The sequence below is a fragment of the Haloferax prahovense DSM 18310 genome (assembly GCF_000336815.1).
GTDB lineage: Archaea > Halobacteriota > Halobacteria > Halobacteriales > Haloferacaceae > Haloferax > Haloferax prahovense.
In genome coordinates, this window is record NZ_AOLG01000047.1 from 217,350 (window position 1) to 234,874 (window position 17,525).

Annotated in this window: 21 protein-coding genes and 2 tRNA genes; 18 read left to right on the forward strand and 5 right to left on the reverse strand. The window is 68.6% G+C overall.

The annotated features are described in order from the left end of the window. The first annotated feature begins 75 nt into the window (after positions 1–75). From C457_RS12920 to C457_RS12950, 7 genes are all read left to right on the forward strand, one after another. Entirely contained in the window at positions 76–1,737 is a 1,662-nt protein-coding gene (locus C457_RS12920; protein ID WP_008095257.1) for an amidohydrolase, read from the forward strand. A gap of 209 nt (positions 1,738–1,946) precedes the next feature. Continuing rightward, on the forward strand, positions 1,947–3,104 hold the full coding sequence (gene nadA / locus C457_RS12925) for a quinolinate synthase NadA (RefSeq protein ID WP_008095260.1): 1,158 nt from the start codon (positions 1,947–1,949) through the stop codon (positions 3,102–3,104). Continuing rightward, the gene (locus C457_RS12930) at positions 3,101–4,672 is read left to right on the forward strand and encodes an L-aspartate oxidase (protein ID WP_008095262.1); all 1,572 of its coding nucleotides are present in this window, start codon (positions 3,101–3,103) and stop codon (positions 4,670–4,672) included. The genes nadA and C457_RS12930 overlap by 4 nt, the downstream gene beginning before the upstream one ends. Continuing rightward, positions 4,659–5,465 (forward strand): carboxylating nicotinate-nucleotide diphosphorylase, encoded by an 807-nt coding sequence (gene nadC, locus C457_RS12935; protein ID WP_008095264.1) that lies wholly within the window; start codon positions 4,659–4,661, stop codon positions 5,463–5,465. The genes C457_RS12930 and nadC overlap by 14 nt, the downstream gene beginning before the upstream one ends. A gap of 66 nt (positions 5,466–5,531) precedes the next feature. After that, the gene (gene pyrF / locus C457_RS12940; protein WP_008095265.1) at positions 5,532–6,329 is read left to right on the forward strand and encodes an orotidine-5'-phosphate decarboxylase; all 798 of its coding nucleotides are present in this window, start codon (positions 5,532–5,534) and stop codon (positions 6,327–6,329) included. Positions 6,330–6,420: 91 nt separating this feature from the next. Further along, entirely contained in the window at positions 6,421–7,014 is a 594-nt protein-coding gene (locus C457_RS12945) for a J domain-containing protein (protein ID WP_008095266.1), read from the forward strand. 141 nt (positions 7,015–7,155) lie between these two features. Further along, positions 7,156–8,760, forward strand: coding sequence for a GTPBP1 family GTP-binding protein (locus C457_RS12950; protein ID WP_008095267.1), 1,605 nt, complete (start codon positions 7,156–7,158; stop codon positions 8,758–8,760). Positions 8,761–8,800: 40 nt separating this feature from the next. Here C457_RS12950 and C457_RS12955 read toward each other — a convergent pair whose 3' ends face one another. The 3 genes from C457_RS12955 to C457_RS12965 all read right to left on the reverse strand — a co-directional run bounded on the left by C457_RS12955 (position 8,801) and on the right by C457_RS12965 (position 10,660). Continuing rightward, entirely contained in the window at positions 8,801–9,292 is a 492-nt protein-coding gene (locus tag C457_RS12955; protein ID WP_008095268.1) for a hypothetical protein, read from the reverse strand. Beyond that, a complete protein-coding gene (gene mch, locus C457_RS12960; RefSeq protein ID WP_008095269.1) occupies positions 9,289–10,221 on the reverse strand; it encodes a methenyltetrahydromethanopterin cyclohydrolase in 933 nt (310 codons plus the stop codon). Before mch ends, C457_RS12955 begins: the two co-directional genes overlap by 4 nt. A 124-nt stretch (positions 10,222–10,345) precedes the next feature. Further along, entirely contained in the window at positions 10,346–10,660 is a 315-nt protein-coding gene (locus tag C457_RS12965; RefSeq protein ID WP_004062408.1) for an MTH1187 family thiamine-binding protein, read from the reverse strand. A 105-nt stretch (positions 10,661–10,765) separates the two neighbouring features. On the opposite strand from C457_RS12965, the gene C457_RS20655 reads away from it, so the two are divergent. The 6 genes from C457_RS20655 (at position 10,766) to C457_RS12990 (ending at position 13,295) form a co-directional block, all read left to right on the forward strand. Then, entirely contained in the window at positions 10,766–10,933 is a 168-nt protein-coding gene (locus tag C457_RS20655; protein WP_162832772.1) for a hypothetical protein, read from the forward strand. 65 nt (positions 10,934–10,998) lie between these two features. Continuing rightward, positions 10,999–12,057 (forward strand): YihY/virulence factor BrkB family protein, encoded by a 1,059-nt coding sequence (locus C457_RS12970; RefSeq protein ID WP_008095272.1) that lies wholly within the window; start codon positions 10,999–11,001, stop codon positions 12,055–12,057. Between the two features lie 38 nt (positions 12,058–12,095). Continuing rightward, complete coding sequence (locus C457_RS12975; protein WP_049913578.1) at positions 12,096–12,380, forward strand: DUF7130 family rubredoxin-like protein; 285 nt, start codon at positions 12,096–12,098, stop codon at positions 12,378–12,380. A 70-nt stretch (positions 12,381–12,450) separates the two neighbouring features. Further along, the gene (locus C457_RS12980) at positions 12,451–12,705 is read left to right on the forward strand and encodes a hypothetical protein (RefSeq protein ID WP_008095276.1); all 255 of its coding nucleotides are present in this window, start codon (positions 12,451–12,453) and stop codon (positions 12,703–12,705) included. Between the two features lie 75 nt (positions 12,706–12,780). Beyond that, positions 12,781–13,008, forward strand: a complete 228-nt coding sequence (locus tag C457_RS12985; protein ID WP_008095278.1) for a hypothetical protein — start codon at positions 12,781–12,783, stop codon at positions 13,006–13,008. After that, positions 13,005–13,295, forward strand: a complete 291-nt coding sequence (locus C457_RS12990; protein ID WP_008095280.1) for a hypothetical protein — start codon at positions 13,005–13,007, stop codon at positions 13,293–13,295. The genes C457_RS12985 and C457_RS12990 overlap by 4 nt, the downstream gene beginning before the upstream one ends. A 197-nt stretch (positions 13,296–13,492) precedes the next feature. Here the strand turns inward: C457_RS12990 and C457_RS12995 are convergent. Then, positions 13,493–13,563, reverse strand: a tRNA-Gly gene (locus tag C457_RS12995). Positions 13,564–13,575: 12 nt separating this feature from the next. Beyond that, positions 13,576–13,646: transfer RNA gene (locus C457_RS13000), tRNA-Gly, on the reverse strand. A gap of 289 nt (positions 13,647–13,935) precedes the next feature. Here C457_RS13000 and C457_RS13005 point away from each other — a divergent pair. Genes C457_RS13005 through C457_RS13025 form a run of 5 tightly spaced genes read left to right on the forward strand, consistent with a single transcriptional unit; the run spans position 13,936 to position 17,525 of the window. After that, positions 13,936–14,778, forward strand: coding sequence for a putative RNA uridine N3 methyltransferase (locus C457_RS13005; protein WP_008095282.1), 843 nt, complete (start codon positions 13,936–13,938; stop codon positions 14,776–14,778). Between the two features lie 4 nt (positions 14,779–14,782). After that, positions 14,783–15,799 (forward strand): 50S ribosomal protein L3, encoded by a 1,017-nt coding sequence (locus C457_RS13010; RefSeq protein WP_004974909.1) that lies wholly within the window; start codon positions 14,783–14,785, stop codon positions 15,797–15,799. Between the two features lie 3 nt (positions 15,800–15,802). After that, entirely contained in the window at positions 15,803–16,549 is a 747-nt protein-coding gene (gene rpl4p / locus C457_RS13015; RefSeq protein ID WP_008095285.1) for a 50S ribosomal protein L4, read from the forward strand. Beyond that, entirely contained in the window at positions 16,546–16,797 is a 252-nt protein-coding gene (locus C457_RS13020; RefSeq protein ID WP_004974911.1) for a 50S ribosomal protein L23, read from the forward strand. The genes rpl4p and C457_RS13020 overlap by 4 nt, the downstream gene beginning before the upstream one ends. Positions 16,798–16,799: 2 nt before the next feature. Continuing rightward, positions 16,800–17,525 (forward strand): 50S ribosomal protein L2, encoded by a 726-nt coding sequence (locus tag C457_RS13025; protein ID WP_004974912.1) that lies wholly within the window; start codon positions 16,800–16,802, stop codon positions 17,523–17,525.

Sequence of the window (17,525 nt, forward strand, 5' to 3'; positions counted from 1 at the left end):
CGTTCCGGTTCTTTCAACGGTCGCTGTCCGGCTGCCTCCCGAACCGTTTTGCCCTCCCGCGTCGGGGTCGAACGTATGACCGCGGCAGCGGACCTCGTACTGACGAACGCGGAGGTACACACGCTCGGGTCGCCCGACGAAACCCACGAAGCCGTCGCCGTCCGCGACGGCGAGGTCGTCCGCGTCGGCCGCGCGTTCGACGTGGAACTGCTCGTCGGCGTCGAGACGCGGGTCGTCGACTGCGAGGGACGAGTCGTCCTCCCCGGCTTCATCGACGCCCACACGCACCTCCCGATGGTCGGCCGGTCGCTCGTCCACGCCGACCTCTCCACCGCCGACTCCGCGGCGGAGGCGGTCGAACTGCTCCGCGAGCGAGCCGCCGAAGTCGAAGCCGACGACGGCGGAGCCGGCGGTGATGGGGCCAGCGGCGGCGGGACCGGCGACGAGACCGACTGGGTGCTCGGCTACGGCTACGACGAGAGCACGTGGGACGAATCCAGGTATCTCACCCGCGACGACCTCGACGCCGTCTCCGAGTCGCTTCCCGTGGTCGCCTTCCGCGAGGACCTCCACACCGCCGGCGTCAACTCGGTCGTCCTCGACCGCTACGCCGACGAGATGCCCGACGCGGGCGTGCAGACCGCCGGCCGAGACGCTGTTTCCGAGGGTGTCGGCGACGGCGACGCCGCCGGCGAGCCGACGGGCGTCGTCGTCGAGGGCGCGGTCGACGTGCTCCGCGAGGCGACCGAACCGGGCCGCGAGGAGATGGCGGCGCTCGTCCGCGCCGCGCAGTCGTACGCGACCGCCCGCGGGGTCACCGGCGTCCACGACATGGTCCGTGGCTCCCGCGCTCCCGAGGTCTACCGTGACCTCGACGAAGCCGGCGAACTGGACCTCCGCGTCCGAATCAACTACTGGTCGGACCACCTCGACGCGCTCCGCGAGGTCGGCCTGCGGACGAACCACGGAGGCGGAAGCCACCGCGACCTCGTCACCGTCGGCGCGATAAAGACGTTCACCGACGGGAGCTTCGGCGGCCGGACCGCGAAGCTCACCGAACCGTACGCCGACGCCGCGGGTGACCCCGCCGCGGCCGACGACGAGACGGGCCAGTGGGTCGTCGACCCCGAAGAACTCCGCGAACTCGTCGCCGACGCGGACGAGTCGAGCTACCAGCTCACCGCGCACGCCATCGGCGACGCGGCCATCGACGCGGTTCTCGCGGCGTACGAGGAGACCGACGACCCCGGCTCGGCCCGCCACCGGGTCGAACACGTCGAACTCGCCTCCGACGAGGCCATCGAGCGGTTCGCCGAACTTGGCGTCGTCGCCTCGGTCCAGCCGAACTTTCTGAAGTGGGCCGACGAGGGCGGCCTCTACGACGCCCGCCTCGGCGAGCGACGCCTGCGAACCAACCGCTACCGCGACCTGCTCGACGCCGGGGTCGACCTCGCGTTCGGGAGCGACTGCATGCCGCTCGGGCCGCTTCTCGGCGTCGACCTCGCCACCGACCACCCGAACCCCGACCAGTCGCTCACCGTCACCGAGGCGCTCCGGGCGTACACGTCCGGCGCGGCCTACGCCGGCTTCGACGAGGACCGACTGGGAACCGTCGCGGCAGGCACCGCCGCGGACCTCGTCGTCCTCGACGAGTCGCCGTGGGAAACCGACTCGATTCGCGACGTCGCGGTCTCGATGACCGTCGTGGACGGTCGCGTCGTCTTCGAACGCGACTGAACGAGAAATCGCCATCGACGGAGGAGTACATTCGAAGAAAATTATTCTTCAACCGAGTAGACGACGTTCGAGGGTTCTGAACCCAATCAGACTGAAGTACCACCGACCAATCGGGGCTGAAGAGAATCTTTACTGGTGGGTTGCGAGTATTGAAGAAAAATATTTTTCAATAAGGGCCGATGATTGGACTTCTACCGTGGTGACCAATCGTGGTTGAATTACAGTCGGTCGGGTTCGAGTCGGAGCTCAGCCTGTTCAAATACGACACGCTCGAACAGCTTCCGGAGAGCCACCGCGACCTCGACGAGGCCGCCCGCTCCCGGCGAATCGCCGCCGCCCGCGAGGAGCTCGGCGACCGGGTTATCGTGCTCGGACACAACTACCAGCGACGCGAAATCGTCGAGCACGCGGACTTCATCGGCGACTCCTACGAGCTCTCGAAGCGCGCCGCCGAGTCCGATGCCGAGTACGTCGTCTTCGCCGGCGTGACGTTCATGGCCGAGAGCGCGGACATCATCACCGACGACGACCAGACGGTGATTCTCCCGTCGATGGAGGCGTCGTGTCCGATGGCCGGGATGGCCGAGGCCGTGCAGGTCGACTCCGCGTGGGAGACGCTCGTCGAGGAGTCCGGCGGCAAGGACATCGTCCCCGTGACGTACATGAACTCCTACGCAGACCTGAAGGCGTTCTGCGCCTCCCACGGCGGGCTCATCTGCACCTCCTCGAACGCCACCGACGCCTTCGAATGGGCCTTCGAGCGCGGCGACGCCGTGCTGTTCCTGCCCGACAAGCACCTCGGGCGCAACACGGCCGACGAACTCGGCATCGACGAAGTCGTCGAGTGGGACCCGTGGGCCGGCGACGTGGCCGAGTCGATGGGTGCCGCCGGCGAGGTCGAACCCGAGGTTCCCGACCTCGGCGACGCCGAGGTCATCCTCTGGGACGGCTACTGTCAGGTCCACGAGCGCTTCCGGGTCGACCACGTCGAGGAGGCGCAGGCCGACGGCGCGAAGGTCGTCGCCCACCCCGAGTGCCGCCCGAGCGTCGTCGCGGCCGCCGACGAGGTCGGCTCGACGAGCCACATCTGCGACGTCATCGAGAACGCCGCCCCCGGCGAGACGTGGGCCATCGGCACCGAAGTCCACCTCGCGCGACACCTCGCGCGCTGGCACCCCGAGGTCGACGTGCGGCCGCTCTGCGGCGACGCCTGTATGGACTGCAACGCCATGCGGCAGGTCGACCCCAACTACCTGACGTGGGTGCTCGAAGAACTCGCCGCGGGCCACGAACCCAACGTCGTCGAGGTCGCGCCCGAGGAGAAGGAACTCGCCGCGGTCGCGCTCGACCGCATGCTCGAACTATGAAGGCCGACGTGCTCGTCGTCGGCTCCGGTATCGCCGGCTGTGCCGCCGCCCTCGCCGCCGCCCGCGAGGGGGCCGACGTGCTGGTCGTCACGAAGGCGACCGAGCCCGAGGACGCCGCGTCCGACTGGGCGCAGGGCGGCATCGCCGTCACCCAGTCCGCGCCCGAGGAGTTCGCCGCCGACATCCGCCGGGCGAGCGACGGCACCGCCGACCCCGAGGCGGTCGAGACGCTCGTCTCCGAGTCCCGAGCCGTCGTCGAGGACGTGCTCTTGGACACGCTCGGCGTCGAGTTCGACGCGGTGGGCGGCGGCACCGACGGCACCGGCGCCGCCGACTTCGACCTCGCCCGCGAGGCGGGCCACTCCAGCCGCCGCATCCTCCACGTCGACGCCAGCACCGGCGCACACGTCCTCCGGCCGTTTCTCCAGCACCTCTCGGCCCGCGACGGCGTGCGCATCGTCGACGACGCGACGGCGCTCGACCTCCTGACCGAGGAGGGAACCGTCCGCGGCGCGACCGTCCTCGCCGACGGCGAGGTCGAACCTGTGTTCGCCGGAGCGACCGTCCTCGCCACCGGCGGCATCGGCGACTGTTACGCCCGGTCGACCAACCCCGCGGGCGCGACCGGCGACGGCGTGGCGATGGCCGCCCTCGCCGGCGCGACCGTCTCGAACATGCAGTACGTCCAGTTCCACCCGACGGCGTACGACCCCCGGACTGACCCCCAGGCCGACGACGCGCAACCGTTCCTCGTCAGCGAAGCCGTTCGCGGCGAGGGCGCGGCCCTGCGCGACGCCGACGGCCGCCGATTCATGCCTGACGTGCACGAAGACGCCGAACTCGCCCCCCGAGACGTGGTCGCCCGCGCCGTCTCTCGCGCCCGCGACCGAACCGGCCGCGTCGTCCTCGACGTGTCCGACCTCGACTTCCGCGAGGAGTTCCCCGACCTCGCGGCGCTCTGCGACGACCGCGGCGTCGACCTCGACGCCGGTATCCCCGTCGCCCCGAGCGAGCACTTCCTCTGCGGCGGCGTCGCCGTCGACGACCGCGGCAGGACCTCGCTGTCCCGCCTGTTCGCCGCCGGCGAGTGCGCCCGCACCGGCGTCCACGGCGCGAACCGACTCGCCTCGACCAGCCTGCTCGAAGGGCTCGTCTGGGGCGTTCGCGCCGGCGAGACCGCGGCCGAGCGGGGCCGCGGCGAAGCCGAGGTCGTCGAGTACGCGTCGCCGCGCGACTCCGACCCGGCGCTGCCCGACGCCTTCGCCGACACGAAGTTCGACCGCCTCGGGCGAACGATGGACGGGTTCGTCGGCATCGAGCGCACCCCCGATGGGCTCGGGACCGCGCGGGCTCGGCTCCGCCGCCTGAAGGGCGAGGTCGACGCCTACGCCCGCACCCGCGTCTCGCGGTCCATCTACGAACTCCGGAACGCCTGCGTCTCGTCGCTCCTCGTCGCCCGCGCGGCCGCCGACGCGCCGTCGGCCGGCTGTCACTCGCTGGTCGACCCGGACGGAAGCGAGGAAAGTGACGACGCGGGTCAGGGGGTGACCCCGAGTGCTGACGACTGAGACCGTCGAGCGCTGGCTGGCCGAGGACGTCGGCCACCGCGACGTGACGAACGACGTGCCCGGTGACACCACCGGGCGACTCGTGGCGAAGGAGCCGGCGGTCGCCGCCGGTCTCGACGCCGCCGTCGCCGTCTTCGACTCCCTCGGCGTCGAGGCCGAGCGAGCGGTCGAAGTCGGCGACGCGGTCGAAGCGGGTGACGAGGTTCTCCGGGTCGAAGGCGACGCCCAGAGCGTCCTCCGCGGCGAGCGCGTCGCCGCCAACGTCGTCGGCCACGCCTCCGGGGTCGCGACCACGACTCGCGAGGCAGTCGACGCCGCCCGCGAGGTTTCCAACTCGGTTCGAGTGGCGGCGACCCGCAAGACCACGCCCGGCCTCCGCGGCGTCGAAAAGCGCGCCGTCGTCGCCGGCGGCGGCGACACCCACCGCCTCACGCTCTCGGGGATGGTGATGGTCAAGGACAACCACGTCGCCGAACTCGGCTTGGAGGAGGCGGTCAACCGCTTCGCCGAGCGCAAGTCGTTCGCCACGAAGCTCGAAGTCGAAGTCGAGACGCCCGAGATGGGCGAGCGCGCCGCGGCCGCCGGAGCCGACATCGTCCTGTTCGACAATCTCCCGCCCGAGGCGGTCCGCGAGGGCGTCTCCCGGCTCCCCGAGGGCGTCATCGCCGAGGCCAGCGGCGGCATCACGCCGGAGACGCTCCCCGCCTACGCCGACACCGGCGTCGACGTGGTCTCGATGGGGTGGCTCACCCACAGCGCGCCGAGTTCGGACTTCTCCTTCCGGACCGGGTGAGCTGGGCGCCCCGCCAGCCGCGCCGAAGGGAAAACCCCTTACTTTCGGTCGTCGCACTCGCGGGCAATGGGCTTCTTCGACGACCTCCGCGACCGCATCGAGGCGACAGACAGCGTCGTCTCGGTCGGCCTCGACGCCGACATCGACCGTATCCCCGACCACCTCCTCGACAAGGACCTCCCGCGGTGGGCGTTCAACCGCCGCATCATCGACGCGACCCACGAGCACGCCGCGGCGTTCAAGCCGAACGCGGCGTTCTACGAGGACGAAGACGGCTGGCGCTCCCTGCGCGAGACCATCGCCTACGCCCACGGCAAGGGCGTGCCGGTACTCCTCGACGCCAAGCGCGCCGACATCGGCAACACGACCCGCAAGTACGCCGACCTGCTCGACGACGCCGACGCCATCACGGTCAACCCCTACATGGGCCGCGACTCCATCCAGCCGTTCCTCGCCCGCGAGGACAAGGGCGTGTTCGTCCTCTGCCGCACCTCGAACCCCGGCGGCTCCGACCTCCAGTCGCTCGAACTCGATTCGGGAGAACCCCTCTACGAGCGCGTCGCGGCGCTCTGCGACCTCTGGAACGAACACGGGAACGTCGGCCTCGTCGTCGGCGCGACCGGTCCCGACGAACTGGAACACCTCCGCGAACAGGTGCCCGACCTGCCCTTCCTCGTCCCCGGCGTGGGGGCGCAGGGCGGCGACGCCGAGGCCGCCGTCGAGTTCGGTCTCGCCGACGGCGTCGGCCTCGTGAACTCCTCGCGCGGCATCATCTTCGCCGGCGAGGACGACGGCGAGGACTTCGACAAGGCCGCCGGACAGGCGGCAAAGCGCCTCAAAAAGCGGCTGAACCAGTACCGTTGAGTCGGCGCGGGCGCTCGATTTTCGGCAGGTGACTCGTCGGCAGGTGACTCCCCGGCGAGACGTTTACCACCGTGCGCCCCTAACTGCGGCCGTGGACCGAGACCGACTCGTCATGGGGCTCGCGGCGGTGTTCGCGGGAATCACCATGCTCCTCGTCGTGTTGGCGTTCGCCTACCAACAGCTCCTGTTGCTGTTCGTCGCCATCCCCTTCGGCGCGACGACGTACTTCATGTACGCCCACGTCAGCGGCCGCCTCGAAGAGCGGTTCCGCCGGACGCGCGTCCGCGCCGACGCCGGGCGCGGCGGGTTCGGCTTCCGGTCGGAGCGACGGCGGGGCGACCGCCGACAGACCGGCGGCTTCGGCGCGGGTCCCCGCGGCGACCCCCAAGAGGGACCGCGAGCCGGGCGATTCGGCCCTAACGTCGGTCCCGACGGCGGGTTCGACGGCGGTCGGCGGAGACGGCGCGCCCGCGACGGAAGCGGGACGCGAGTCCGCCCGCCGCGGCGCGGTATGAGTCGGCAGAAAGCCCTCGAAACGCTCGGCCTCGACGACGACGACGCCTCCGAGGACGAGGTGAAGGCGGCCTACCGGAAGCGAGTCAAAGAGACCCACCCCGACTCGAAGACCGGCGACGAAGAGGCCTTCAAGCGCGTCAACCGCGCCTACGAGCGCCTGACCGAGTAACACGGTTTCCTTTTCACCCGCATTCGACCGCCACGAGCCCCGACGAGCGCCCCCGCGTCGGTTCCGTCTCGATTGCGGTACGTTCTCATGGTAATGGCTACCGCGGAAAGCGTTTTAACGGTCGGTTTCCTACCCGCTTCCATGAGCGCGGATCGGGCCCTCTTGGATGAGGCCCTCGAGCGCGGTGAGGAAGAAGGCGGCAACGTCGAGTTCAAAGAACGCCTCACCCGCGCCGTTCACCTGTCCGACGGCCGGATGGAGTCGCTCGCGGCTCAGCTCCGACACCGAGTGCTCTCCGGCGACGGCGTGGCGACCTACGTGGTCGGCGTCACCGACGACGGCGGCATCGCCGGCATCCCGCCGGACGACTTCTCCGAGACCATGGACGTGTTGTCGCTTCTGGCCGAGGAGGCCGGCGCGCACATCGAAGACGTGGAGACGTGGGGCGTCGGCGATTCGGCCGAGCGCGGCCTCGTCGGCGTCGCGACCATCCGCGAGGGGGCGATGCTCGACGTGGACGACGACCACATCGTCGTCGGCACCGCGGGCCACGTCGACCACGGGAAGTCCACCCTCGTCGGCTCGCTCGTGACCGGACAGGCCGACAACGGCAACGGCGGCACGCGGTCGTTCCTCGACGTGCAACCCCACGAGGTCGAACGCGGACTGTCGGCGGACCTCTCGTACGCCGTCTACGGCTTTTCGGACGACGGCCCGGTCCACATGCGAAACCCCCACCGGAAGTCCGACCGGGCGCAGATCGTTCAGGAGGCCGACCGGCTGGTCTCGTTCGTCGACACCGTCGGCCACGAGCCGTGGCTCCGGACGACGATTCGCGGCCTCGTCGGTCAGCGTCTCGACTACGGCCTGCTCGTCGTCGCCGCCGACGACGGCCCGACGCGGACGACCCGCGAACACCTCGGCATCCTGCTCGCGATGGAGCTACCGACGGTCGTCGCCATTACGAAGGTCGACGCCGTCTCCGAGGAGCGCGCCGCCGAGGTGGAACGCGAGGTCGAGCGACTCCTCCGCGACGTGGGTCGGACGCCCCTGAGCGTCGAGCGCCACGGCGTCGAGGCCGCGGTCGAAGAGATAAGCGAGTCGGTCGTCCCGCTGTTCCTGACGAGCGCGGTCACGATGGACGGCCTCGGCGACCTCGACCAGTTGTTCGAGTCGCTCCCGAAGCGCAGCGCCGCGGAGGGTGACTTCAAGATGTACATCGACCGTACCTACTCGGTCACGGGCGTCGGCGCGGTCGCCTCGGGCACGGTCAACTCCGGGGCGGTCGAGGCCGGCGACAAACTGCTCTTGGGGCCGATGTCCGACGGCGAGTTCCGCGAGGTCGAGGTCCGCTCCATCGAGATGCACTACCACCGGGTCGACCGGGCCAACGCCGGCCGCATCGTCGGTATCGCCCTCAAGGGCGTCCGCGAGTCCGAAATCGAACGCGGGATGGTGCTCCTCCCGGCCGACTCGGAGCCCACCGCCGTCCGCGAGTTCGAGGCCGACGTGATGGTTCTCAACCACCCGACGCGGATTCAGGAGGGCTACGAGCCCGTGGTCCACCTCGAAACCATCTCCGAGGCGGCCGTCTTCCACCCTGACGGGGGGCGGCTCCTGCCGGGCGACACCGGTACGACCCGCGTGGAGTTCAAGTTCCGACCGTACTTCGTCGAGGAGGGCCAGCGGTTCGTCTTCCGCGAGGGCCGGTCCAAGGGCGTCGGGACCGTGACGAAGGTCGACTAACGTAACACGGGCGGCGACGCGGATTCGTCCCCGCCGGCGGTCAAGACGATTCTTCGACCGGGGTGTAGCCGCCCGGTTTTCTCGCCGCCGCGCCGAACAGCACCGCCCAGTCGAGCAGCCGCGCGACCCTGTCTCGCCAGCGAGATTCCCACCCGTCGGGGTCGCGGTGGCGCTCCCAGTTCGGGACGGCCGGCTCGAACGCGTCGAAGACCGCGTCGGCAGACCTCGGCTCGTCGCCGAGCGCGTCGAGGGCCTCTCTCGCGCCGAAGACGTTCGCCTCGAAGGCGGCCCGCAAGGCGTCCCGCGTCGGGTCGTCGCGGACGCGCTCGAAGCCGCGGCTCACCTCGCGAGCGAGGCCGAGCGACTGGCAGAACACGAGCCAGTCGCGGCCCTCGTCGGGCGTCACGTCGAGTCGGTTCGCCACCCGGCCGCAGCAGTCGTCTTCGGAGCCCGGAATCAGGGGCACCGCGCGGTGGGCGTCCCACAGTCGGTCGAGGGAGTCCGGCGCGGGCGGGACCGGTTTGCGCCTCACAGTCCGAACGAGTCGGCGAGCACGTCCTCGTCGGTCTCGCCGAGGGTGTACGTCGGGCCGTCGACCACGTCGACGGTGACCTGCGCGGGGCCGAACACGTCGGGGTCGACCTCGCCGAAGTCCCAGTCGGCGTCCTCGAACAGTTGTTCGAACGGCACGCCGTAGTCGGGTCCGGCCGTGGAAATCGCGCGGTCGAAGTCGTCGAAATCCTCGCTGACGGTGACGTGGACGCGCCCGCCGTAGGCGACGGCGTCGTTCGTCCGTCCCATGGCGACGCTCTCGTCGTAGCTGACGGGGGCGAGCGGGGCGGAGCCGTTGATAGAGAGGACGTTCGTCGGGTCGTAGCCCGCCTCGAAGAGGTTGAACACGGCGAGTTCGGCCGCGCGGGCCGCGCCCGTGACGCTCCCGACGAGCGAGCCGGTCGCGTAGGTCGGCAGGAAGACGGCGCTCGGTTCGAGACCGGTCGTCTCCGCGACGTGTTCCGCGACCTCGTCGGTCGGGAGGTCGATGCTCTCGACGGAGAGGACCGTCAGGTCGAACTCGTCGTAGTAGCCGAGGTGGTGGAACTCCTCTTCCTCGCCGACCAGCGCGCGTGCGGGGCCGGAGCCGAGGCCGTCGAAGTCGTCGAAGGTGAGCTCCCAGCCGGCCTTCTGCGAGCAGAGGAGAGCCAGCGCGGGGCGGTCGGTGGAGAGTTCGACGTGCGGGCGGGGCGTGCCGGCGACCTCGCCCATCCGCGTCTGTACCGTGGCGAGACCCGCGGTCTGAATCTCCGCGAGGAGCATCCCCGCCTCGACACCGCCGTCGGCGTCGACGCCGAAGTCGATGACCGTCGCGCCCGAGTCGAGTTCGTAGCCCTCGATGCCGAGTTCCCCGGCGAAATCGAGCGCCTCGTCGACCAGTTCGATGGCCATCCGATTGATGCTGTCCATGCGAGGCGATTGCGCGCCTTCGGCTAAAGGGTTTGTCAGTCACCCACCGCTCCGGGGCGCGTGGACGTGCCACGTGGGGCGGGTCGCGGGAATGCGCGGCGGGTCGCCGCGCCCCCGTGCGACACTATTCGCGGTCGCTTCTCGCTTCCCGACCGAGGTGGGCTTCGACCGCGTCGACCTTGTCGGCGGCCGTCTGGTCCTTCGTGCGCTTGTCGTCTATCTTCAGGAACGTGCTCACGCGGTCGCCGTCGACCGCCTTGTGGGCCGCGCCGACCGCCGCGAGCAGTTCGTCGATGTCGTCGGCCTCGATGACCGTCCCCATCGGGTTCGTCTCGTAGGACACCTCGAAGTCGTCGAGGGCCGCGACCGCCTTGGCGACCTCGCCCGACATGCTCCCTTCGACGACCGGTGCGACGCTCAGCATCGCGATGACTGTCATGGTCGAACCCACGCGCCACGCGGTAGTAAAACGGAGTGGACCGAGACGGCCGATTCGACGACGGAACCGACGAGGCTATCCCCTCGAGCAGCCACAGGTTCCGATATGTTCCAGAGCGAACTCACTCGGGTGGCACTCGTCGTGGGGGCGAACGTTGTCGGCGGGGTGACCCTCGGCTCGGCCATCGGCGGAACGGTCGGCTACGCGGCGGAGTGGACCGCGACGGGCGCCGTCTTGGGGCTGGCAGTCGCCGTCTTCGCCGCCCGACGATAGCCGCCTCCGCACCCCCGACTTGGCGGCGCATCGCGCTTTTCTCGTCGGCCGACGTATCAGTGTCCATGAATCCGCGTGTCACGAGAGCGCTCACGCTCGGCCGGGCCATCGTCTACGAGGTGCGAACCGAGCGGCTCACCTTCATGGCGGGAAGCATCGCTTACGGGGCGTTCGTCTCGCTGTTACCGCTGTTCCTGCTCGTCCTCGCGGCCGTCTCCGCCACCGGCGACAGCGGCCTCCGCGAGGGCGTCATCGCCGTCATCCAGTCCGTGTTGACCCCCGGCGTGGGCGACGTTATCATCGCCGAACTGGAATCGTCGACCCAACTGGCGAGCCTCTCGCTCGTCGGGGTGCTCGTGTTGGTGTGGGGGACGCTTCGCATCTTCCGCGGCCTCGACACCGCCTTCTCGGACATCTACGAGTCGGAGGCGGCCAACACCTTCGCCGACCAGCTCTCCGACGGCATCGTCGTCCTCGTCACCGTCGCCGTCGCCGTCGTCGCCGGCGCGCTCATCGAGTCCGCGCTCCCGGCGCTCGACGGGGCGCTCGGATGGGTCGTCTACCGCGGGCTCCTCGTGGTCGTCCTGTTCGTGACGTTCTACCCGATGTACTACATCTTCCCCGACGAGGACGTGACCTACCTCGAAGTCGTCCCCGGGACCCTCGTCGCCGCCGTCGGGCTGACGACCTTCGAGTCGCTGTTCCGGCTCTACGTCGAGTTCAGTAGCCGCGCGCCCGAGTCGAGCGTCGTCGCCGGCATCCTCGTCCTCCTGACGTGGCTCTACTTCAGCGGGCTCGTCATCCTCCTCGGCGCGGCCGTCAACGCGGTGCTGTCGAACCGCTCGCGCGACGTGAACGTCCGCCCACTGTTCGGCGGCGTCCCCCTCGACTCGCAGACCGACGCAGTGACTCGTGGCGAGGTGACGGCCGCCATCGAACGACTCGACCACCTCGTGGCGGCCGCTCCGCACGAGGACCTGACGGTTCGCGTCGGCGACGAGTCCGTCACGCTCCCCCGGCCCGAACGGGTCGTCGTCGACACCGAAACCAGTCGATTCCTGCCGGAGGGGCCTGTCAGACTGGAACTCCGATGGTCCTCGTGGCCTGACAGTCAGGAGGAGTGATGACGGGCGTTATGTGGCTGGCGTGCGTATGCGACACTATGGCAATAAAGACCCCTGCCCGACCGACTCAGCCGGCGCGACCGCTCGAACGGGACCGAACGAGGTGGGAGGCCGTGGAGACGACCGCCGAGACCGCCTCCCGCGCGGTTCGGCCTCCGACCGTCGTCGAACACCGACGACTGCCCGAGAAGGACTTCGGCGAGGCGCGACTCGTCTGGCGCTGTGACGACTGCGGCGAACTCGGCTCGCTGACCTCGTTCCCGACGGGGTGTCCCGACTGCGGCGCGGGTCGCGAGGCGCTGTTTTACTTCACCGAGGACTGACGCCTCGGTCGAGCGCGGTCCGCCACCGGCCGACCGCGACCGTTTTCCCGCCGGCCGACGACCCCCGGATATGTATCTCTCTCACCCCGTCCGTCGCATGCGCGACGACCCCCTCGACGACGAGGTCGCGGAACTCCGCGTCGAACCCGCGGACGACGACGCCCGCGCCGCGCTCGAAACCCGCGTCGAGTCGCTCGGCGGCAGCCTCGAACGCGAACTCCGGTTCGGCGGCGTCGTGGTCTCGATCGCCGAATCCGCCGTTTCTGACCTCTGCGAACTCGACGGCATCGAACGAATCGAGACGGTGGACACGCTCGGATATTGATTCTTCGCCCACGCGTGCGAGGCCAGAATCGCGAATGGTGTCAACTATTTAGTGTATCCTCTGCGGACGTGCCGTATGGTCTCCCTCCATTCCCGCGTCACGCGAGTGGTCGGCGTCGTCGCCGCCGCCGTCGGCGCGTCCGCCGCGCTCTCCGCCAGCGAGTTCGGCATCGAACTCCGTGAGAGCACCGCGCCCGCGTCGCTCATCACACGCCTCGCCACCCGGTCGCCGCTCGAATTCGGCGCGCTACTCGTCGTGTTCGCGGCCGTTATCGCCCTCGTGACGTTTCCGACCGAGTCATGAGCGTGCTCGCCGACCTCGGGGGCGTTCCCCTACTCGTCGCGTACCTGTTGCTCCTCGCGGGCACGGGCGTGCAGTACCGACGCGGAGCGCTCTCCGCCACGCGGGCGGTTCTCCTCGTCGGGATGTGTCTCACGTGGCTCTCGTACGCCCTCTTACAGGTGACGCAGTCCGGGACCGTGCCGACGGGAACGCCGCTCAACTACGCCCTCGACGCGCTCGCCGTCGTTGTCCTCATCGTCGGCGTGGCCGCGATGGTCTGGTGGTGGCGAGCGCGGGACGAAACGTGAGTTCTCGGGGACGCGACGAGACGCGTCGCTGACCGAGTTGAATTCAGAGAAGTGCGTCGGCTGGGATTTGAACCTCAGTCGCTCTGCTCACTCCGTTCGCGTCGCTCCCTGATTCAAATCCCACCGGGCCGCATTCACAACTCATAGTCCGACCGACACGCACAGCGGTCGCTCGGAAGGTAGATTCGTTGTAGAAGTGCGTCGGCTGGGATTTGAACCCAGGTTGTGACCATGGCAAGGTCACGTGATACCACTACACTACCGACGCATGTGGTGGAAGTGCGCTGGCTGGGATTTGAACCCAGGTTGTGACCATGGCAAGGTCACGTGATACCACTACACTACCAGCGCATTCCGCGTGTATCGTGGCGTGCTGCTGCGTTACTCGATAGTGTCGGGTTGATAAATAAGACTTGCGAAACGGGGGAGAAATCGGGCGACGGCGCGCCACCTGCTACCACGTGAGATTCGCCTTCGCCGACCTGTCGTCGACCGTGTAATTACGTACCACGCGTCATTCGCCAATCGTCCACAAACTGGGTCGTGGGACGCTCTATCACCCCAGAACGGATTCGCTACTCTTTTAGGTAGGCCCCCGGTACAAACGCCACAGTCTAGACGAGACGAGGATGAACCCGGCATGAAACTCAGCGTACTCGTGCCGTCCTCACTCGTCCGGGAAGCCGAAGATCAACGCGAGGCAACTCGCAAACTCGGCTACGTCGCCCGCGCGGCGGCGGTCTTCCGGGCGAACGAACTCGTCGTCTTCCCCGACGAAGACGGCGAGAACAAGTGGGGCGGCGAGTTCGTCGAAACCGTACTTCGGTACGCCGCGACGCCCCCTTACCTCCGCAAAGAGGTCTGGGGCAAGCGCGACGAACTCCGCTACGCTGGTATCCTGCCGCCCGTTCTCGTGGCGTCTACGACCGCGGACGACTCTGACGAGTCGCCCGCGTTGCGAGAAGGAATCGTGACCGAGGTCGGACCTGACGACCGCGTTCGGGTCAATTGCGGAATGCAACACCCGATCTCCCTGTTCGTCCCTCCCGGGATGGACCTCACAGAGGGAGAGCGCGTCGCTGTCAGGATCTCTTCGCGAGAACCGGTCCGTGCGCGGATCGTCGACGAGCCCCTCCCGGGCTTCGACGTATCCCGCATGGACCTCACGGAAGCACTCGGCAGGCCAGATGCGGGCGTGCGAATCGCCACGTCTCGCTATGGCGAACCGCTGTCGGTCCCCACATTGGGTGACTTGACGGCCCGCATCACCGATGTCGGCGGCATGACCGTCGTCTTCGGGTCGCCGGGCCGTGGGCTTCCGGACATGCTCGGGATGTCTCCCGAGGATGTTGCAGACGTCGAACCTTCCGTTGGTCCGGGGTTCGACCTCTGGCTCAATACGATTCCGCGACAGGGCAGCGAGGTCGTGCGAACAGAAGAAGCGATGTTCGCCTCCCTCGCCTCCCTGACACTCACGGAGTGAATCCATGCCACAACCAAGCAGACCACGAAAAGGCTCGATGGGCTTCAGCCCCCGCAAGCGTGTGACCAAAGAGGTCCCGCGTATCAAGTCGTGGCCAAGTGACGACGGTTCCCCTGCACTGCAGGGATTCGCTGGCTACAAGGCCGGTATGACCCACGTCATGATGGTCAACGACGAGGCCGACTCCCCCCGCGAGGGAATGGAGGAGTCCGTCCCGGTGACCGTCGTCGAGACGCCGCCGATGCGCGCCGTCGCCCTTCGCGCCTACGAGCAGACGCCGTACGGTATGAAGCCGCAGACCGAGGTCTGGACGGACGAGTTCCACGACGAACTCGACCGCGTCCTCGACCTGCCGGCAGAGAACACGTTCGACTCGGACGCCGACGCGCTTCGCGAGGCCGTCGAGGCCGGCGAAGTCGATGACCTCCGCGTCATCACGCACACGGTGCCCGCCGAGCTCGCGAACGTGCCCAAGAAGAAGCCCGACGTGATGGAGACTCGCGTCGGTGGCGGCTCCATGGTGGAGCGCGCCGACTTCGCCCTCGACCTCGTTGCCGAGGGCGGCGAACACGAGATGTCCGACGTGTTCCGCGCCGGCGAGTACCTCGACGCCGCGGGTGTCACGAAGGGTAAGGGTACGCAGGGTCCCGTCAAGCGATGGGGCGTCCAGAAGCGTAAGGGCAAGCACGCCCGCCAGGGCTGGAGACGCCGTATTGGCAACCTCGGCCCCTGGAACCCGTCCCGTGTCCGCTCTACGGTTCCGCAGCTCGGTCAGACTGGGTACCACCAGCGCACCGAGCTCAACAAGCGCCTCATCGACCTCGGTGAGGGTGACGAAGCCTCCGTCGAAGGTGGCTTCGTCAACTACGGCGAGGTCGACGGCTCCTACGCGCTCATCAAGGGCTCGCTGCCGGGCCCCAACAAGCGCCTTCTGCGGTTCCGCCCGGCCATCCGGCCGAACGACCAGCCGCGCCTCGACCCCGAGGTGCGCTACGTCTCTACCGCATCGAACCAGGGATAATCCATGCAGGCAACTATCCGAGACCTGAACGGCGACGACGCGGGCAGCATCGACCTGCCCGAGGTCTTCGAGACGGCTTACCGTCCCGACCTCATCAAGCGTGCCGTCATCGCCGCGCAGGCAAACCGAAAACAGCCGTACGGTGCCGACCCCTACGCCGGACTTCGAACCCCGGCAGAGTCCATGGGCAGCGGCCGTGGGATGTCCCACGACCCACGCCAGAACGGCGTCGCCCGACGCGTCCCGCACGCCGTCTCCGGCCGTCGCGCTCACCCGCCGAAGGCCGAGAAGGACCAGGGGAAGGAGATCAACACGAAGGAGCGTAAGCTCGCTGTCCGCTCGGCGCTCGCCGCCACGACGGACTCCGAGCTGGTCGCCGAGCGCGGTCACCGCTTCGACGACGACGTCGAGCTCCCCCTCGTCGTCTCCGACGACTTCGAGGACCTCGTCAAGACGAAGGAGGTCGTCGACCTCCTGCAGTCGCTCGGCGTCTACGACGACATCGAGCGCTCCGAGGAGAACAAGAAGGTCAAAGGCGGCCAAGGCAAGCTCCGCGGTCGCAAGTACACCCGTCCGAAGTCCATTCTCTTCGTGACGGCCGAGGAGCCCTCGAAGGCCGCTCGCAACCTCGCCGGCGTCGACGTCGCCACCGCGGCGAACGTCTCCGCCGAGGACCTCGCGCCCGGCACCCACGCCGGTCGCCTCACGCTCTTCACCGAGAGCGCGCTCGAGGAGGTCGCAGAACGATGAGCATCATCGAACACCCGCTGGTCACGGAGAAGGCGATGAACCAGATGGACTTCGACAACAAGCTCCAGTTCATCGTCCACATCGACTCGACGAAGTCCGACGTGAAGGACGAAGTCCAGTCGCGCTACGACGTGACCGTCGAGAAGGTCAACACGCAGGTCACGATGAAAGGCAAGAAGAAAGCAACAGTTCGTCTCTCTGAAGACGACGACGCGCAGGAAGTCGCGTCGCGTATCGGGGTGTTCTAACAATGGGACGCCGAATTCAGGGCCAGCGTCGTGGTCGCGGTACGTCCACCTTCCGGGCGCCGTCGCACCGCTACAAGGCCGAACTGTCGCACAAGAAGTCCGAGGAGAAAGACACCATCACGGGCACGGTCGTCGGCATCGAGCACGACCCCGCACGCAGCGCGCCCATCGCCCTCGTCGAGTTCGAGGACGAACAGCGCATGATTCTCGCGCCCGAGGGTGTCACCGTCGGCGAAGAGCTTCAGATCGGCGTTTCCGCCGAAATCAAGCCCGGCAACACGCTGCCGCTCGCCGAGATTCCCGAGGGTGTCCCCGTCTGTAACGTCGAGCACCAGCCCGGCGACGGCGGGAAGTTCGCCCGCGCCTCCGGCGTGAGCGCGCAGCTTCTCTCGCACGACCGCAAGGTCGCCATCGTGAAGCTCCCGTCGGGCGAGGTCAAGCGCCTCAACCCCAACTGCCGAGCCACCATCGGCGTCGTCGCCGGCGGCGGCCGCACGGAGAAGCCCTTCGTCAAGGCAGGCAAGAAGTACCACAAGATGAAAGCGCGCGGTATCAAGTGGCCGCGCGTGCGTGGTGTTGCTATGAACGCCGTCGACCACCCGTTCGGTGGCGGTGGCCGGCAGCACCCCGGTCAGCCGAAGTCCGTCTCGCGGAACGCTCCGCCGGGCCGGAAGGTCGGTGACATCGCCTCCAAACGCACCGGTCGCGGTGGCAAGGGAGGTAAGTAA

Coding starts and splice junctions, on each gene's coding strand:
- C457_RS12920 (WP_008095257.1), top strand. CDS start 76: ATGACCGCGGCAGCGGACCTCGTACTGACGAACGCGGAGGTACACACG.
- C457_RS12930 (WP_008095262.1), top strand. CDS start 3,101: ATGAAGGCCGACGTGCTCGTCGTCGGCTCCGGTATCGCCGGCTGTGCC.
- pyrF (WP_008095265.1), top strand. CDS start 5,532: ATGGGCTTCTTCGACGACCTCCGCGACCGCATCGAGGCGACAGACAGC.
- C457_RS12950 (WP_008095267.1), top strand. CDS start 7,156: ATGAGCGCGGATCGGGCCCTCTTGGATGAGGCCCTCGAGCGCGGTGAG.
- mch (WP_008095269.1), bottom strand. CDS start 10,221: ATGGACAGCATCAATCGGATGGCCATCGAACTGGTCGACGAGGCGCTC.
- C457_RS12965 (WP_004062408.1), bottom strand. CDS start 10,660: ATGACAGTCATCGCGATGCTGAGCGTCGCACCGGTCGTCGAAGGGAGC.
- C457_RS20655 (WP_162832772.1), top strand. CDS start 10,766: ATGTTCCAGAGCGAACTCACTCGGGTGGCACTCGTCGTGGGGGCGAAC.
- C457_RS12970 (WP_008095272.1), top strand. CDS start 10,999: ATGAATCCGCGTGTCACGAGAGCGCTCACGCTCGGCCGGGCCATCGTC.
- C457_RS12975 (WP_049913578.1), top strand. CDS start 12,096: ATGGCAATAAAGACCCCTGCCCGACCGACTCAGCCGGCGCGACCGCTC.
- C457_RS12980 (WP_008095276.1), top strand. CDS start 12,451: ATGTATCTCTCTCACCCCGTCCGTCGCATGCGCGACGACCCCCTCGAC.
- C457_RS12985 (WP_008095278.1), top strand. CDS start 12,781: ATGGTCTCCCTCCATTCCCGCGTCACGCGAGTGGTCGGCGTCGTCGCC.
- C457_RS12990 (WP_008095280.1), top strand. CDS start 13,005: ATGAGCGTGCTCGCCGACCTCGGGGGCGTTCCCCTACTCGTCGCGTAC.
- C457_RS13005 (WP_008095282.1), top strand. CDS start 13,936: ATGAAACTCAGCGTACTCGTGCCGTCCTCACTCGTCCGGGAAGCCGAA.
- C457_RS13010 (WP_004974909.1), top strand. CDS start 14,783: ATGCCACAACCAAGCAGACCACGAAAAGGCTCGATGGGCTTCAGCCCC.
- rpl4p (WP_008095285.1), top strand. CDS start 15,803: ATGCAGGCAACTATCCGAGACCTGAACGGCGACGACGCGGGCAGCATC.
- C457_RS13020 (WP_004974911.1), top strand. CDS start 16,546: ATGAGCATCATCGAACACCCGCTGGTCACGGAGAAGGCGATGAACCAG.
- C457_RS13025 (WP_004974912.1), top strand. CDS start 16,800: ATGGGACGCCGAATTCAGGGCCAGCGTCGTGGTCGCGGTACGTCCACC.